The 15896-nt window shown below is 69.9% G+C and carries 14 protein-coding genes; 8 read left to right on the top strand and 6 right to left on the bottom strand.

Annotation, left to right across the window (positions count from 1 at the left end; genetic code table 11):
* Window positions 1-484 precede the first annotated feature (484 nt).
* The 3 genes from ACFCVM_RS19125 to ACFCVM_RS19115 are packed head-to-tail and all read right to left on the bottom strand — an operon-like array spanning window position 485 to window position 3011.
* On the bottom strand, window positions 485-1315 hold the full coding sequence (locus ACFCVM_RS19125; RefSeq protein ID WP_375838318.1) for an aldo/keto reductase: 831 nt from the start codon (window positions 1313-1315) through the stop codon (window positions 485-487).
* Window positions 1316-1370: 55 nt separating this feature from the next.
* Complete coding sequence (locus ACFCVM_RS19120; protein ID WP_375838317.1) at window positions 1371-2153, bottom strand: DUF1684 domain-containing protein; 783 nt, start codon at window positions 2151-2153, stop codon at window positions 1371-1373.
* A gap of 45 nt (window positions 2154-2198) precedes the next feature.
* The gene (locus ACFCVM_RS19115; RefSeq protein ID WP_375838316.1) at window positions 2199-3011 is read right to left on the bottom strand and encodes a lysostaphin resistance A-like protein; all 813 of its coding nucleotides are present in this window, start codon (window positions 3009-3011) and stop codon (window positions 2199-2201) included.
* A gap of 48 nt (window positions 3012-3059) precedes the next feature.
* Between ACFCVM_RS19115 and hrpA the strand changes: the two genes are divergently transcribed.
* Window positions 3060-7049, top strand: coding sequence for an ATP-dependent RNA helicase HrpA (gene hrpA / locus ACFCVM_RS19110; RefSeq protein ID WP_375838315.1), 3990 nt, complete (start codon window positions 3060-3062; stop codon window positions 7047-7049).
* 34 nt (window positions 7050-7083) lie between these two features.
* Here hrpA and ACFCVM_RS19105 read toward each other — a convergent pair whose 3' ends face one another.
* From ACFCVM_RS19105 to ACFCVM_RS19095, 3 genes are read right to left on the bottom strand one after another with little or no spacing between them, the layout of a single operon-like run.
* On the bottom strand, window positions 7084-7836 hold the full coding sequence (locus tag ACFCVM_RS19105) for an amino acid ABC transporter ATP-binding protein (protein ID WP_375838325.1): 753 nt from the start codon (window positions 7834-7836) through the stop codon (window positions 7084-7086).
* A 53-nt stretch (window positions 7837-7889) separates the two neighbouring features.
* Window positions 7890-8885 (bottom strand): amino acid ABC transporter permease, encoded by a 996-nt coding sequence (locus tag ACFCVM_RS19100; protein ID WP_375838314.1) that lies wholly within the window; start codon window positions 8883-8885, stop codon window positions 7890-7892.
* Window positions 8885-9778: an ABC transporter substrate-binding protein gene (locus ACFCVM_RS19095; RefSeq protein ID WP_375838313.1), complete on the bottom strand. Its 894-nt coding sequence runs from the start codon at window positions 9776-9778 to the stop codon at window positions 8885-8887. Before ACFCVM_RS19095 ends, ACFCVM_RS19100 begins: the two co-directional genes overlap by 1 nt.
* Before the next feature lie 141 nt (window positions 9779-9919).
* Between ACFCVM_RS19095 and ACFCVM_RS19090 the strand changes: the two genes are divergently transcribed.
* From ACFCVM_RS19090 to ACFCVM_RS19060, 7 genes are all read left to right on the top strand, one after another.
* A complete protein-coding gene (locus ACFCVM_RS19090; protein WP_375838312.1) occupies window positions 9920-11128 on the top strand; it encodes an MFS transporter in 1209 nt (402 codons plus the stop codon).
* A 38-nt stretch (window positions 11129-11166) separates the two neighbouring features.
* On the top strand, window positions 11167-12000 hold the full coding sequence (locus tag ACFCVM_RS19085) for an aldo/keto reductase (RefSeq protein WP_375838311.1): 834 nt from the start codon (window positions 11167-11169) through the stop codon (window positions 11998-12000).
* An 88-nt stretch (window positions 12001-12088) separates the two neighbouring features.
* On the top strand, window positions 12089-13036 hold the full coding sequence (locus ACFCVM_RS19080; RefSeq protein ID WP_375838310.1) for a DUF4349 domain-containing protein: 948 nt from the start codon (window positions 12089-12091) through the stop codon (window positions 13034-13036).
* A gap of 9 nt (window positions 13037-13045) precedes the next feature.
* Window positions 13046-14209: an acyl-CoA dehydrogenase family protein gene (locus tag ACFCVM_RS19075; RefSeq protein WP_375838309.1), complete on the top strand. Its 1164-nt coding sequence runs from the start codon at window positions 13046-13048 to the stop codon at window positions 14207-14209.
* Window positions 14210-14284: 75 nt separating this feature from the next.
* Window positions 14285-14461: a hypothetical protein gene (locus ACFCVM_RS19070; protein WP_204460525.1), complete on the top strand. Its 177-nt coding sequence runs from the start codon at window positions 14285-14287 to the stop codon at window positions 14459-14461.
* Window positions 14462-14468: 7 nt separating this feature from the next.
* Window positions 14469-15347 (top strand): metal-dependent hydrolase, encoded by an 879-nt coding sequence (locus ACFCVM_RS19065; protein WP_375838308.1) that lies wholly within the window; start codon window positions 14469-14471, stop codon window positions 15345-15347.
* A gap of 45 nt (window positions 15348-15392) precedes the next feature.
* A complete protein-coding gene (locus ACFCVM_RS19060; RefSeq protein WP_375838307.1) occupies window positions 15393-15887 on the top strand; it encodes a cation:proton antiporter regulatory subunit in 495 nt (164 codons plus the stop codon).
* Window positions 15888-15896 lie beyond the last annotated feature (9 nt).

Here is a 15896-nt window from a genome sequence, read left to right as displayed (position 1 = left end):
GAATCCTCCCCCCACCAAAGGTGAGGTCGGGGTTCAATAATTTGGCATTGAACATAGTGCACGCTGTTGAGTTCTCAAGGAACGGACGCACCCGAGTTTCAGTCTCTCGACCTGCCCTCAGGGCAACCTGTCTACCGTACCACTTCTCTTGCCGGACTCGATCACTCGAAGTCACTCAGCCCTCGGATCTGAAGATCACCTGGACTGAAACAGCAGTTGTTCACACAACGAGAAACACGACCCGGAGATCATGTTCGTTCTGAAGTGGGGGTTTCATCTTAGGCTTGAAATCACCGAGTCGCAATGCGACTACGAGGCTATTTGGCTAAGAATCTCGCCGTCTCGGCCGGGCAGCCCTGATCTCTCAGCCGCTTCCCGCACCGCCGTGGCGATGAGTAAGAATTTACGCGGATCCCGGCACTCGGGCAAATCCGGCGCGCATCCCGGGTGTGTCGCGCTGAAATGCTGGGATCCGCGGCATCCGTCAGTCGACGTCGTTCGGGTGCGAACCGACCCGGCCCTCGCGCTCGAGCGCGGTGATCGCCCGCACCTCGGCGTCGCTCAGCTCGAAGTCGAAGACGTCGAAGTTCTCGACCATGCGCTCGCGCCGGTTCGACTTCGGGAAGACGATGTGGCCGCGCTGGAGGTGCCAGCGGATCACGACCTGCGCGGGGCTCTTGCCGTGCGCGTCCGCGGCGTCCGCGATCTCGGGCACTTCGAAGAGCGGGTACTTGCCCTGACCGAGCGGGCCCCAGGCCTCGATCGCGATGCCGTGCTGCTCGGCGAATGCGGTGGTCGCCGGCTGCTGGTGAGCCGGGTGCAGCTCGATCTGGTCGACCGCCGGCACGACGTCGGTCTCGGCGAGCAACCGCTCGAGGTGCGGCACCAGGAAGTTCGAGACGCCGATCGATCGCGCACGCCCGCTCTCGCGGATCTGCTCGAGCGCCTTCCACGCCTCGACGTACCGGTCGGCCTTCGGCGACGGCCAGTGGATCAGGTACAGGTCGACGTAGTCGAGGCCCAGCCGATCGACGCTCGCATCGAACGCGTCGAACGCCGACTGCGTGCCGTGGTCGTCGTTCCAGAGCTTGGTCGTGATGAAGAGCTCTTCACGCGGAACACCGGATTCGGCGAGCGCGGTGCCCACCCCCGCCTCGTTGCCGTAGATGCGCGCGGTGTCGATGTGGCGGTACCCCACCTCGAGCGCGTCGCTGACGATGCGCACCGTCTCGTCGGGGTCGACCTTGAAGACACCGAAGCCGAGCTGCGGAATCGAGTGGCCGTCGTTGAGCTGGATGCGTGGAACGGAAGTCATGCTTCATCCCACCACGGGGCACCCACGGTCGACAGCTCGGTTCGCTGCCCGCGAATCAGGCTGCGTCGGCCTCGTCGGCGACGTTCGCGTCGACCTCGGGCACCGGCTTCCGCGTCGCGACCCGCTCCCCCGCGCGGATCGCGACCGGCCAGCGGTTGCCGAGCGGCGGCAGCGGGCAGACGTACTCGTCGGAGAATGCGCACGGCGGGAGGTAGGCACGGTTGAAGTCGACGGCAACCGAACCGTCGGCGTCGGGTTCGGGCACCCGGATGAACCGGAAGCGATAGCTCTCGCCCCCGCTCGTGGCATCGGCGAACACCGCCGAGAGGCCCAGATCGTCGCGGGTGACGGTGAGCGCGACGGGAACGCCGTCGATCTCGAGCGCGATCTCGCCGCCGAGGCGATCGTTCGACTCGTGGCCGTCGACGGAGGTCACGTCGAGGGTCGCTCCATCGCCTGCGGGAGCGAATCGGCCGATCACGACGCGTTCGCGCGACGGCGGGTACGCCTCGATCGCGACGAGCGAAGTGCGGTTCGGGGCATCCGGATCGATGACCCGGAGGGCGAGCGCGCCGTCGCGCTCGAACGCGCGCAGTCGCACGCCGTCGAGGTCGAGCTCCTCGCCCGGGGCGAGCCCGACCGCTGCACCGTTCGGCAACACGCCGACCACGTTCGCCGACTCGGCGCGCCATAGGCCCGGTGCCCCGGCGAACTCCGCCGGCTCGCTCGTGAGCCAGTGGGTGTGGCGCAGGGCCGCCGTGCCATGCGGTGCGGAGACCGCCTGCCAGCGCGACTGCTGCCACTCGCGGAACGCGGTCTCGAACTCGTGCTCACCCATGTCGACACCGTAACGGCCCGAGCGGGTCGGGCCGAATCGCATTCCTCAGGAGGCCAGGGCCGAGTCGGGGAGGAACAGCAGCACGAGCGCCGGCGCGCTCGTCATGAGGTTGACGAGCAGGTGGGCGATGATGATCGGCATCAGCCGCCGCTGGCGATGCACGATGATGCCCGAGCCGAGGCCCCAGACGAAGAACGCCGCGAGGTAGACGAGCACGGCATCGGCGGTCGCGGCGTAGAAGACGTGCTGCATGGCGAAGATCGCCGACGGCACGACGATCGCCCAGAACGTCGGCCATCGCCGCTCGAGACCCCACTGCGAGTAGCCGCGGTAGATGAGTTCCTCGGCGGGCGCATTCAGCGGCGCGAACGTCACGACGGAGACGACCGCGAGCACCGTGAGCCACACGCGGTTCAGCGGCGGAGCGGCATCCGCGTCGTAGAAGACCGTCTCGAAGCGCTCGAGCGCGGCACCGCCGTGGAGCGCGAACATCACGCCGAAGACCGCGAGGATGAACGGGAGCCACAGGACCGCGAGCCACAGCAGCCCCCACAGCACGTCGCGGCCGAGTCGTCGCCACGAGAAGTCGATGAGGTCGCGTGCGCGCTGGCCCGAACGGTGCAGGGCGCGGCGCACGAGCACGATCGAGAGCACGTTCACCGGCAGCATCATCGCCGCGGCGCACAGCATCCCTGACGGGAACGGCCCGGGCTCGGTCGTCAGCGCGAGCGCGATCCAGGTCGCGACGGCCGCGAGACCGACGAGCGCGACCCTCGCGAACGGCAACCCGACGAGCGCCGCGACACGCGGAACGCGCGACGCGACAGGACTCACGGGTGCCTCGACCTCGGTCGACATGAGGGAGTTCTACCACGACCCCGCTCGCGCCGCATACGATGGAGGGCTGTGCTTGCTGCGATCACCTACCCCGACGAGCTGCCCGTCTCCCGGCAGCGTGAGGAGATCGCGCGCGCCATCCGCGAGAACCAGGTCGTGATCGTGGCCGGCGCGACCGGCTCGGGCAAGACCACGCAGCTGCCGAAGATCTGCCTCGAACTCGGCCGCGAGTCGATCGGCCACACGCAGCCCAGGCGGCTCGCCGCCCGCACGATCGCCGAGCGCATCGCCGAGGAGCTCGGCGAAGAGGTCGGCGGGGTCGTCGGCTACCAGGTGCGGTTCACCGACAAGGCCAGCGCCTCGACCCGCATCAAGCTGATGACCGACGGCATCCTGCTGAACGAGATGCACCACGACCGGATGCTGCGCCGGTACGACACGATCATCATCGACGAGGCGCACGAGCGCAGCCTCAACATCGACTTCCTGCTCGGCTACCTCAAGCAGCTGCTGCCGAAGCGCCCCGACCTGAAGGTCATCGTCACGAGCGCGACGATCGACCCCGAGAGCTTCGCGCGGCACTTCGCGGACGCCTCCGGCGAGCCGGCCCCGATCATCGAGGTGTCGGGTCGGACCTTCCCCGTCGAGATCCGCTATCGCCCGCTCGTTGCCGAGGACGCCGCGAGCGACGACCCCGACGAGCCGGCCGGACCCGCCGACGGCGGCCGCACGCCGGCCGACGACAAGGACTACCTGCAGGGCATCATCGAGGCGCTCGACGAACTCGACCGGGAGTCGCGCGGCGACGTGCTGGTCTTCCTCTCGGGCGAGAACGAGATCCGCGACGCCGAGGAGGCCGTGCGCGGGCACTACTCCGGCCGCGGGGCATCCGTCACCGAGGTGCTGCCGCTCTACGGGCGCCTCTCGGCGGCCGACCAGCACCGCGTGTTCCAGCCGTCGACCGTCGCCGGCGTGCGTCGCCGGGTGGTGCTCGCGACCAACGTCGCCGAGACGAGCCTCACGGTGCCCGGCATCAAGTACGTGATCGACGCCGGCACGGCGCGCATCAGCCGTTACTCGGTGCGCTCGAAGGTGCAGCGGCTGCCCATCGAGGCGATCTCGCAGGCCTCGGCGAACCAGCGCTCTGGCCGGTCGGGCCGAACGAGCGACGGCATCGCGATCCGCCTGTACTCCGAAGACGACTTCGCACGGCGTCCGGAGTTCACCGAACCCGAGGTGCTGCGCACGAACCTCGCCGCGGTCATCCTGCAGATGATCTCGCTCGGCCTCGGCAACATCGAGGCGTTCCCGTTCCTCACCCCGCCCGACGCCCGGGGCGTGAAGGACGGCGTCGAACTGCTGCGCGAGCTCGGGGCGGTCGACGCCCCCAGTGGCGCGGCGGCCGGCAACCGCCTGACGAAGGTCGGCCGGGCCCTCGCGAAACTCCCGATCGAACCACGATTCGGCCGGATGGTCGTCGAATCGAAGCAGCACGGCGTCAGCCGCGAGGTGCTCGCGATCGTCGCGGGCCTCACGATCCAGGACCCGCGCGAACGCCCGCTCGAACGCCGACAGCAGGCCGACGAGCAGCACGCCCGCTTCGCCGACCCGACGAGCGACTTCATCACGCTCCTGAACCTGTGGAACCACCTCGAGACGCAGCAGCGCGAGCTCGGTTCGAGCGCGTTCCGACGCATGTGCAAGAACGAGTTCCTGAACTACCTGCGCGTGCGCGAGTGGAACGACGTCTATCGGCAGCTGCGCCAGATGAGTCGGCCGCTCGGACTCGAGATCGACGACAAGACCCCCGGCGGCGGGGCGGCCCCCGACGCCGACCTCATCCACAAGTCGCTGCTCGCCGGCCTCCTCAGCCACATCGGGTTGAAGGACTCCCCCGCGAGCACGACGCAGTCGGGCACGCGCGGCACCGCGGCATCCGGCGGGCGCAAGCCCAAGGGCGAGTACCTCGGCGCCCGGCAGTCGCGCTTCCTGATCTTCCCGGGCTCGGCGCTCGCGAAGAAGCAGCCCGACGCGATCATGAGCGCCGAGCTCGTCGAGACGAGCCGGCTGTTCGCGCGCATGAACGCGGCGATCGATCCGGCCTGGGCCGAGCCGCTCGCGGGTTCGCTCCTCAAGCGCAGCTACAGCGAGCCGCACTGGGAGAAGCGGCAGGGTGCGGCGGTCGCCTATGAGAAGGTGACCCTCTACGGCGTGCCGATCGTCGCCCGCCGCCGAATCCAGCTCTCCCGCGTCGACCGGGCGTACGCGCGCGAGCTCTTCCTCCGGCATGCGCTCGTCGAGGGTGACTGGCCGAACGACATCCGCCGCGACCGGCTCTTCGACTTCGACCGCGCGAACCGCAAGCTCCGGGCCGAGCTCGAGGCCGTCGAGGAGCGCAGCCGCCGCCGCGACATCCTCTTCGACGACGAGGCGGTGTTCGAGTTCTACGACACGCGCATCCCGGCCGACGTCACCTCGACCCGGCTCTTCGAGACCTGGTGGCGCGCAGCCAAGCAGGAGTCGCCCGAGCTGCTGACGATGACGGCCGAGGCACTCGCCCCAGAGGATGCGCCTGCCATCGACGAAGACGCGTTCCCGCCGAGCTGGCGACAGGACGACCAGACGCTCTCGCTGCGGTATCGCTTCGAGCCAGGGGCAGCCGACGACGGCGTCACCGTGCAGGTGCCGCTCGTGCTGCTCGCGCGGCTCCGCCCCGAAGGGTTCGACCGGCAGGTGCCCGGCCTCCGCACCGAACTCGTCACCGCGATGATCAAGGCGCTGCCGAAGGTGATCCGGCGCAACGTCGTGCCCGCGGCCGACTGGGCCGCGAAGATCGTCGCCGAGCTCGACGACACGGATGCCCCGGCGGGCATGTCGTTCGCCGACGAGGTCGCCGGCGTGATCAAGCGGCTCACCCACACTCCAGTGACGGGCGCCGACTTCGCGATGGACCGCATCCCGCCCCACCTGCAGATGTCCTTCCGGGTCGTCGACGGAACAGGCAAGCAGCTCGCCGTCGGCAAGGACCTGCGGGCGCTCCAGGCGCAGCTCGCCGATCGGGCACGCGACGCCGTGGCCGACACCTTCGCGGCACCCGCTCGCGGCGAGCGCGGACCACGAGGGCCGCGCCAGGTCGACGGCCCGGTCACGCCCGGTTCCATCGCCGCCGCCGGCGAATCGCCGGGCGCCGGCATCGAGCGCACCGGCCTCACGAGCTGGGACTTCGCCGAGCTGCCCCGGTTCGTCGACACCACGGTCGGCGGCAACCGGGTGCGCGCGTACCCCGCGCTCATCGACGACGGCACGGCCGTGAACATCAGGCTGCTCGCCACACCCGAGGAGCAGGCGCGGGCGATGCCCGGCGGCATCCGTCGTCTGCTCATGCTCGCGACGCCCTCACCCGTCAACTACGTGCAGCAGCACCTCACGGGCAACGAGAAGCTCATCCTCGCGACGAGCCCGTACCCGAGCACGGCGGCCCTCTTCGCCGACTGCCTCGTGGCCTGCGTCAACGACGTGCTCTACCGCGTGAAGGACGACGGCATGCTCTTCACGAAGCTCGAGTTCGACACCGTGCGCGACCGTGTCTCGGGCGTCGTCATGGACACGATGTTCGAGACCGTCGGCCTCGTCGCCCGCACCCTCACCGCGCTCCGCACCGCGGAGAAGACGGTGAAGTCGGCGACGAGCATGGCGCTGCTGCCGGCGCTCAGTGATGCCAAGGAGCAGCTCGCCGGTCTCGTCTTCCCAGGGTTCGTCTCGCGCACCGGCCTCGAGCGACTTCGACACGTGCCGCGCTACCTCGAGGGCGTCACGATGCGCGTCGGCAAGCTCGTCGACAACCCGGGTCGCGACCGGGTGTGGATGAACGAGGTGCAGACGGCCCTCGCACGGTTCGCCGACGCGGGCGGCACGATTCCGCTGGCGCCGGATGCCCCGGCGAACGTCGTGCGCGCGCGCTGGCTCATCGAGGAGCTGCGCATCAGCCTCTTCGCACAGGAACTGCGCGCGGCCGAGAGCGTGTCGCTCCAGCGCATCTCGAAGGTGCTGCAGGGCTGAGCCGGGGCTCGCCACCGCAGCACCTCCGCGACGGCTACAGCACCTTCGAGAGGAACGCCTGCGTGCGCGCGTGCTGCGGGTTGGCCAGCACCTCGCGTGGGTCGCCCGTCTCGACGACCACGCCGCCGTCCATGAACACGAGCGTGTCGGCGACCTCGCGGGCGAAGCCCATCTCGTGCGTGACGACGATCATGGTCATGCCCGTCTTCGCGAGTTCCTTCATCACGTCGAGCACCTCGCCGACGAGCTCGGGGTCGAGCGCCGACGTCGGCTCGTCGAAGAGCATGAGCTTCGGATCCATCGCGAGCGCTCGTGCGATCGCGACCCGCTGCTGCTGACCGCCCGAGAGGTGGGCGGGATAGTAGTCGGCGCGCTCGGCGAGGCCGACACGCGCGAGCAGCTCGTGAGCACGGGCCCTGGCCTTCGACTTCGCGATGCCCTTGACCTGCATCGGCGCCTCCATGACGTTCTCGAGGGCCGTCATGTGCGGGAACAGGTTGAACCGCTGGAAGACCATGCCGATGTCGCGGCGTTGCTTGGCGGCATCCTTCGGGTGCATCTCGTACAGCTTGTCGCCGACCTCGCGATAGCCGACGGGCGAGCCGTCGACCGAGAGGCGGCCCGACGAGACCTGCTCGAGGTGGTTGATGCAGCGCAGGAACGTCGACTTGCCCGAGCCCGACGGACCGACGAGGCAGAGCACCTCGCCGCGCTTGACCTCGAGCGAGATGTCCTTCAGCACCTCGTTGGAGCCGAAGCTCTTCGAGACGTGCTCGGCGAGCACCATCGGCGTCAGGGTCGCCGCTCGGTCTTCGGCGCCGGCCGGTGTGGTCTGGGCGCTCATCGAGCGTCTCCTCCTTGCTTGGCGGCGATCGACGTCTCGGCGATCTCCGCGTCGACGGCGCTCATCGCACCCGTGACAGGGCCCGGGCCGGTGTCGGGCCGTGCGCCGACCCCTCGGGCGAAGCGCCTCTCGAGGAAATACTGGCCGACCATGAGCACCGAGGTGATCGCGAGGTACCAGAGCGAGGCGACGATGAGCAGCGGGATGGGGTTGAAGATCTCGACCGAGATGTCGCGGGTGCGCATGTAGAGCTCACCCGTGAACGGCACCGCCGAGACGAGCGAGGTCGTCTTCAGCATCGAGATGACCTCGTTGCCGGTCGGAGGGATGATCACGCGCATCGCCTGCGGCAGCACGACCCGGCGCATCGTCGTGCCCCAGCCCATGCCGAGGGCGGTGGCCGCCTCGTGCTGGCCGGGGTCGACCGAGAGGAGTCCGGCCCGCACGATCTCTGCCATGTAGGCGGCCTCGTTGAGCGCGAGTCCGATGACCGCGAGCCAGAAGGTGTTCAGCAGCGCCGTGGTGGGGAACGAGATCCACGGTTCCATGAGCGGCACGCCGAGGTCGATCGAGGTGTAGATCGTCGCGAGCAGGCCCCAGAACACGAGCTGCACGTACACGGGGGTGCCGCGGAAGATCCAGAGATAGGCCCACGCGAGCCCCTTCAGCACGGGGTTCGGCGACTGCCTCATGACCGCGAGGATGATGCCGAGCACGACGCCGATGATCATCGAGAGCACCGTGAGCAGCAGGGTGAACCCGACCGCCTGCGAGACGCGCTGGTCGAAGACGTACTTGCCGACCGCCGGCCAGTCGAAGGCCTCGCGCTGCGCGGCGTCGAGGATGAAGAGGGCGATGACTGCGAGCAGCAGCACGGCGACGACGATGCGCCACGGATGCCGCAAGCGCACGACCTTCGTCGGGACCGGGGCGGCACCGGGGCCGCCCGCCGGCACGGGCATCGTCGCCCGGCCGGAGGACGTGTCGTTCATCAGCTGCCCGCGTTGATCTCGATCGTGTCGACGGCGCCGGACTCGACGCCCCACTCGGCGAGGATGTCGCCGTAGGTGCCGTCGTCGATGAGCGACTGCATCGCGGCCTGGACGGCGGCGGCGAGCTCGGAGCCCTTCGCGACCGGGAAGCCGTACGGTGCGGAGTCGAACACGTCACCCGCAGCCTCGAGCTTGCCGTCTGTCTGGGCGATCGCGTAGCCGGTGACGGGAGAGTCGGCGCTCATGGCGTCGGCCTGGCCGAGCACCACCGCGTTCGCCGCGGCATCCTGCGTGTCGAACGGCGTGATCTGGATCGCGGGCTTGCCGGCGTCGACGCAGGCCTGGCTCTTGGCGGGCAGCTCGTCGGTGTGCTCGTACGTCGTGGCCTGCACGGCGACCTTCAGGCCGCACGCGTCGTCGGGGTCGACGGTCTTTCCCGCGGGAGCGGCCCACAGGATGCCGGCGCTGTAGTAGTCGACGAAGTCGACCTGCTTCTGGCGCTCGGCGTTGTCGGTGAAGCTCGACATGCCCAGGTCCATCGTGCCGCCGGTGATCGACGGGATGATCTTGTCGAAGCTCGCGATCTCGTACTCGACCTCGAGGCCGAGCTTCGCGCCGAGGGCGTCGACGAGGTCGACGTCCCACCCGATCGGGTTGCCGTCGGCGTCCTTGTACTCGTTGGGCGGGTAGGCGGCATCGGTGCCGACGACGAGCTTGCCGGAGTCGGCGATCTCGGCGGGCAGCAGGGCCGCGGCGGCCTCGTCGACCGCGATCGCGGGGGCCGAAGCGTCGGTGGCCGCTTCGCCGCCGCCGGTCGTGTTGTCGACACAACCGGAGAGGAGGAGGACCGCGGCTGCGGCCACGGTCGGGATGAGCAGTCGTCGGGAGTGCATGGGAGAACCTCTGTCATTGCGATGGGGATCGACGACGAAGACTCTGGCCCCGACGCCGTTACAGAGAGAGCATATGTCACCTGCGGCGCGCGGGATCCGGCTCCGAGATCACGATCCGACCGTCGATAGAGTTGATCCACTGTGGGAAGCTACTCCGAACTGCTCAGAACCTCGGGCGTCGCTCGCATCATCGCCGCCCAGCTGACCGCGCGTTTCCCGTCGGGCATGCTCTCGCTCGCGTTCCTGCTCCACGTCGAACAGCAGACGGGCTCGTACGGCTCCGCCGGACTCGTGCTCGCCGCCACCTCGATCGGTCAGGCCGTCGCCGGCCCGCTCACGAGTCGGCTCATGGGCCGGCTCGGCATGCGGCCCGTGCTCATCGCGACCCTCGCCGTGTGCGTCACGGCCGTCGTCGCGATCGCGCTGCTCCCGCTCACGGTGCCCCTCTACATGGCGATCGGACTCGTCGCGGGCCTCGCCAACCCGCCGGTGCAGCCGGCGGTGCGAACGATCTATCCGAAGATGGTGAACTCCCGCCAGCTCACCCCGCTCTTCTCGCTCGACGCCTCGGCACAGGAGATCATCTGGGTCGTCGGGCCCGTGGTCACGACGTTCGTCGCGACCCAGATCGGCACGGTCTGGGCGATCCTCCTCGCCGCCGTGCTCATGGTCGTCGGCGGCATCTGGTTCATCTCCTCGCCCGAACTCGGCCGAGTGCGCATCCCCCGGTCGAAGCGGCGCTTCGGAACCGTGCTCGGCCGTCCGCCGGTGATGCTCGCGACCGTCGTCGGCTTCCTGCTGATCGGCGCCTGTGCGGCGATCGAAGCCGGCGTCGTCGCCGCGTTCGGCCACGGCGGCGCCGAAGCCGGCATCGTACTCGCGATCTTCTCCGTGGGTTCGCTCGCGGGCGGCCTCTTCCTCGGCCATGTGCCGATCGGCCCGTGGTCGACCGCCCGCCGCATGTTCATCGTGTTCGCGGGCACGGCGCTCGCGGCCGGCCTCATGGACTTCTGGTGGCTCTCGATCACCCTCTTCATCGCCGGCATCGGCATCGCCCCGGCGCTCGCCGTGCTCTTCGCGATCGTCTCGGCGAGCGTCAAGTTCTCGGACACCGCCGAGGCCTACGGCTGGGTCGGCACCGGTCAACTCATCGGAGCGGCCCTCGGCTCGGCGCTCGCAGGCTTCCTCATCGATAGCAACGGCGCACAGGGTGCGTTCTGGGCCGCCACGGCGCTCGCCTTCCTCGGCTTCCTCGTGCCACTCCTGGGTCGGCGCTGGCATCCCGACCTGCGTGGCCGCGATGCCAGCCCGATCCCCGACACCGAACCGATACCGGCGCAGCCGAGCTGATGCTCCCGCGCCGCCGCCCCCGCTGAGAGAAGCCCCGGATGCCACGACCCCTACCCGCAGCTCCCCGACTTCCGCTCGCCGACGGCTCGAGCATTCCGCAGCTCGGGTACGGCCTGTACAAGGTGCCGGCAGCGGATGCCACGGGCCTCTGCCTCGACGCGATCGACGCGGGCTACCGACACCTCGACACCGCGGCGTTCTACGGCAATGAACGCGAGGTCGGCGAGGCGGTGCGCACGTCGGGGCTCGCCCGTGACGAGCTGTTCGTGACGAGCAAGGTGTGGAAGGACGACAACGGCTACGATCGGGCGCTGCGCGCCTTCGACGAGTCGATGCGGCGGTTCGCGCTCGATCGGCTCGACCTCTTCCTCATCCACTGGCCGGTGCCGTCCACCGACCGCTACGTCGACACCTGGCGAGCGCTCATCCGCCTCCGCGACGAGGGCCGCGTGCGTTCGATCGGCGTCTCGAACTTCCACGCCCATCACATCGAGCGCCTCGTCGCCGAGACGGGTGAGACGCCCGTCGTGAACCAGGTCGAGCTGCATCCGTGGCTGCCGCAGGCGGCGTTGCGCGAGTTCGACGCCGCTCGCGGCATCCGCACCGAGGCGTGGTCGCCGCTCGCGCGAGGCCGGGTGCTCGGCACACCGCTCCTCGACGAGATCGCCGCGAAGCACGGTCGGAGCCCGGCACAGGTCGTGCTGCGCTGGCATGTGCAGCTCGGCAACGTCGTGATCCCGAAGGCAAGTCGCCCGGAACGCATCCGCGAGAACCTCGACGTCTTCGGCTTCGAGCTCGACGGCGATGACCTCGCGGCGATCGCCGCACTCGACAGCGGCGAGCGCACCGGTCGGGACCCCGACGACGACTGATTCGGGGCGGCGAAGCGACATCCGATCGTGACCCGACTCCCAGCGGAGTTCCAGACATCGCATTCCGGGCCGGCAATACAGTGAGCGCATGAGACGACGACTGGCACCGACGGCGGCCGTTGCAGCCGCGCTCATCGCCCTCCTGCTCGCCGGGTGCACGGCCGGTCAGAGCACGTCGACGGGCGAGCCCGGCGTCATGAGCGGCGAGGTGGCGCCCGATGCCCCGCAGTCTGTCGAGGGCGGCGACGCCGCCGATGACGCGGTCGCCGACCGCAGCGTCATCACGACCGGTTGGATGGCGATCACCGTCGACGACCCGATCGCCGCAGCGCAGAGCACCGCCGACATCGCCGATGCCTCGGGCGGACGCGTCGACAGCCGCTCCGAGACGCCCGGCACCGACACGCAGACGCCCAGTGCGCGGCTCACGCTGCGAATTCCGGCCGACGAGCTCGAGGCCGTCGTCGCGGACCTCCGCGAACTGGGCACCGTCACCTCCGTCTCGATGGACGCCACCGACGTGACCGCGCAGCGCCAGGATCTCGATGCGCGCATCGAAGCGCTCACCGCCTCCGTCGATCGACTGCGGGAGCTCCTCGGCGCGGCGACCTCGATCACCGACCTCATCGCGATCGAGTCCGAGCTCACGACCCGACAAGCCGAGCTCGACAGCCTGACGCAGCAGCGCGACGCGCTCGTCGATCAGGTCGACTATTCGACCCTCGGCGTCGATCTCGTGACCGAGGCCCAGGCACCCGCCGCGGTGCCGGGCGACTTCTGGAGCGGCCTCGCCGCCGGCTGGGATGCGCTCGTGGTGTTCGGCGCGTGGCTGGGCGTCGCGATCGGCGTGCTGCTGCCGTGGCTCCTCGCCGCGGCGGTGATCGCCGCGATCGTCATCGGCATCGTCCTGTTGTCGACGCGCCGGCGACGCGCCCGTCGAGCGGATGCCGCGGCATCCGTCGCCCCGCAGACCACGCCGGCGGCGGACTCGACGCCGCCCGTGACGCCCCCGCACGAGCAGACGCCCGAGGCGTAGTCTGGCGGCGTGAGCACCACGCCTGAGACCCTGCTGCACGATGAGCTGCTCGAACGCTTCCGCGAGCGGGCCGCCCGGTACGACCGCGACAACGCCTTCTTCGATGAAGACCTCGCCGAGCTCCGGGAGACCGGCTACCTGACGGCACTCGTGCCGCTCGAGCTCGGCGGCCTCGGCTGGACGTTCGCCGACGCCGTGCGCGGCCAGATGCGCCTCGCGGGTGCCGCACCGGCGACCGCACTCGCGGTCAACATGCACCTCGTCTGGACCGGCGTCGCCAAGGTGCTGCGCGATCGCGGCGACGACTCGCTCGACTTCGTGCTGCGCGAGGCCGGCGCGGGCGAGCTCTTCGGGTTCGGCATCAGCGAGGCCGGCAACGACCTCATGCTCTTCGGCTCGCGCACGGTCGCAGAGCCCCAGACCGACGGCGGGTACCGCTACACGGGCCGCAAGATCTTCACCTCGCTCTCGCCCGCGTGGACGCGGCTCGGCACGATGGGCCTCGACACCGCCTCGACCGATGCGCCGAAGCTCGTCTACGGCTTCATCGACCGCGAGGACCCCGACGTGCGCATCCTCGACGACTGGGACACGATGGGCATGCGGGCGAGCCAGAGCCGCACGACCGTGCTCGACGGGGCGTACGCGGCATCCGACCGCATCGTGCGCCGGCTCGACCCCGGGCCGAACGCCGATCCGCTCATCTTCGGCATCTTCGCGAACTTCGAGCTGCTGCTCGCCTCGGTGTACGCCGGCATCGGCGACCGGGCCCTCAACCTCGCCGTCGCGGCGGCCCGCCGGCGCACCTCGATGAAGAACGGCGGTGCGCCGCTCTCCCAGGATCCCGACATCCGCTGGCGGATCGCCGATGCCGCACTCGCACAGGAGGCCATCGCGCCGCAGCTCCTCGCGATCGCGCGCGACCTCGACGAGCTCGTCGACCACGGCGCGTTCTGGTTCGCGAAGCTCGTGGGCATCAAGGTGCGCGCGACCGAGACAGCGAAGCACGTCGTCGATCAGGCGGTGCGCGTCTCGGGCGGATCGACGTACTTCGCGGGCTCCGAGCTCGGCCGCCTCTACCGCGACGTGCTCGCCGGCATCTTCCACCCGTCCGACGACGAGTCGGCGCACTCGACGGTCGCGAACGCCTGGCTCGGCCCGATCGACTCGTGAGCCCGACCCCGGGTGCGCTCGCCCGGTAGACTCGACCGGGCGGCGCGGACCGCCACCGGAACTCTGGAGGTCGTTGTGAACGTCGTCACTTTCCTCATCTCGATGGGACTCTTCGTCTTCGGCATGTGGCTCATGGGCACCGCACCGGTGATGACCGAGTTCCAGGCGCCCGTGTTCTTCGGCGGCATCGTCGCCGTGGCGCTCTCCCTGGCGATCCCGTTCCACCTCCTCGGTCGCAGCGACGGCGTCTGAGCCCCACGTGCTGCCCACTCGCGACACGCTCGTCACCTACCCCGACGGCGCACTCGACGCAGACACCGTGGTGCTGCACGTCGCGCCGGCGGATGACGGCCGGATCGCCGTCGTCACCGAGGCGACGAGCTTCCACCCGGTCGACGCGGCGTGGCCCGACCAGCCGGCCGACACCGGTTCGCTGACGGCCGGCGCCGTCGAGATCCCGATCGTCGACGCCGTCGTCGCGGCCACCGACGGCGCCGAGCTCTTCCTCGGCGCCGACATCCCGGTGCGCAAGGGCACCGAGGGCTGGTCGTTCCTCGTCGCCCACCTCGTGGCAGACGATGCCGCGATCGCCGTGGGCGATGCGGTGACGGTGCGAGCGGATGCCTCGGCGCGCCGCGCCCTCTCGACCGGCCACACCGCCTGCCACGCCGCGGCGCTCGCGCTGAACGTCGCACTCGCGGGCAACTGGTCGAAGGCCGCACGCGAAGACGCGCTCGGGGCACCCGACTTCGACGGCATCGCGATCGCGTCGAGCCGCATCGTGCCCGGCGGCTCGGTCGACGTGTACCGCCTGAACAAGTCGCTGCGCCGAGCCGGGTTCGACACGGCCTCGGTCGCCGCCGACGGGCTCGGGGAGCTCGCGGCATCCGTCACCGCGACGATCGCGGAGTGGGCGGCCGCCGGCGCTTCCGTGCGCATCGAGCGCGACGGCGACGGGCTCACCGACCGCCGGTACTGGGTCGCCGAACTGCCCGTCGGCACCGCGCGCATCGCGTGCGGCGGAACCCACGTCGCCTCGCTCTCCGAACTCGGCGACGTGCGGGTCGAGTTGGAGGCCGGCGATGACGCAGGCACCCCCGTGCTGACGATGCGCACGCACACTGCGCCGGCGCGCTGAGCACCGCTGGCCGCGACACCTCCGCGCGGGGTTACGATTGCGGATGTGGGTATACGCATCGAGAAGGTCGACCTGCCCGGCATCGGCATTCGACACGACCTCGTCACCGAGAGCGGCCGGCGCATCAGCGTCGTGTCGCACCGTGACGGCGAACGCGACCTCGGGCTCTTCGATCAAGACGATCCCGACGCCTGTCGCGACTCCATCCCGTTGAACGACGACGAGGCCGCCGCCCTTGCCGACGTGCTCGGCGCCTCGGTCATGCTGAGCCGCCTCACGAGTCTCAGCGACGAGACGGCGGGCCTCTACACCGAGCAGATCGCCCTGCCGACGGACTCGCCGTACCTGAACCGCACACTCGGCGCCACGAAGGCCCGCACTCGCACGCATGCCTCGATCGTGGCCATCGTCCGCGACGGCCAGATCATCCCCTCACCCACGCCCGCAGAGACGCTGCGCGCTGGAGACGTCATCGTCGTCGTCGGAACACGTGAAGGACTCGACGGAGTAGCCCGGCTGCTCGCCAACGGCCCCGACTGAGGCCGGGCG

Source organism: Agromyces sp. NPDC056389, assembly GCF_042262385.1.
In the GTDB taxonomy this organism is placed as follows: domain Bacteria; phylum Actinomycetota; class Actinomycetes; order Actinomycetales; family Microbacteriaceae; genus Agromyces.
The sequence above is the reverse complement of the archived record's forward strand: the minus strand, read 5'-3'. Positions and strand labels throughout refer to the sequence as shown.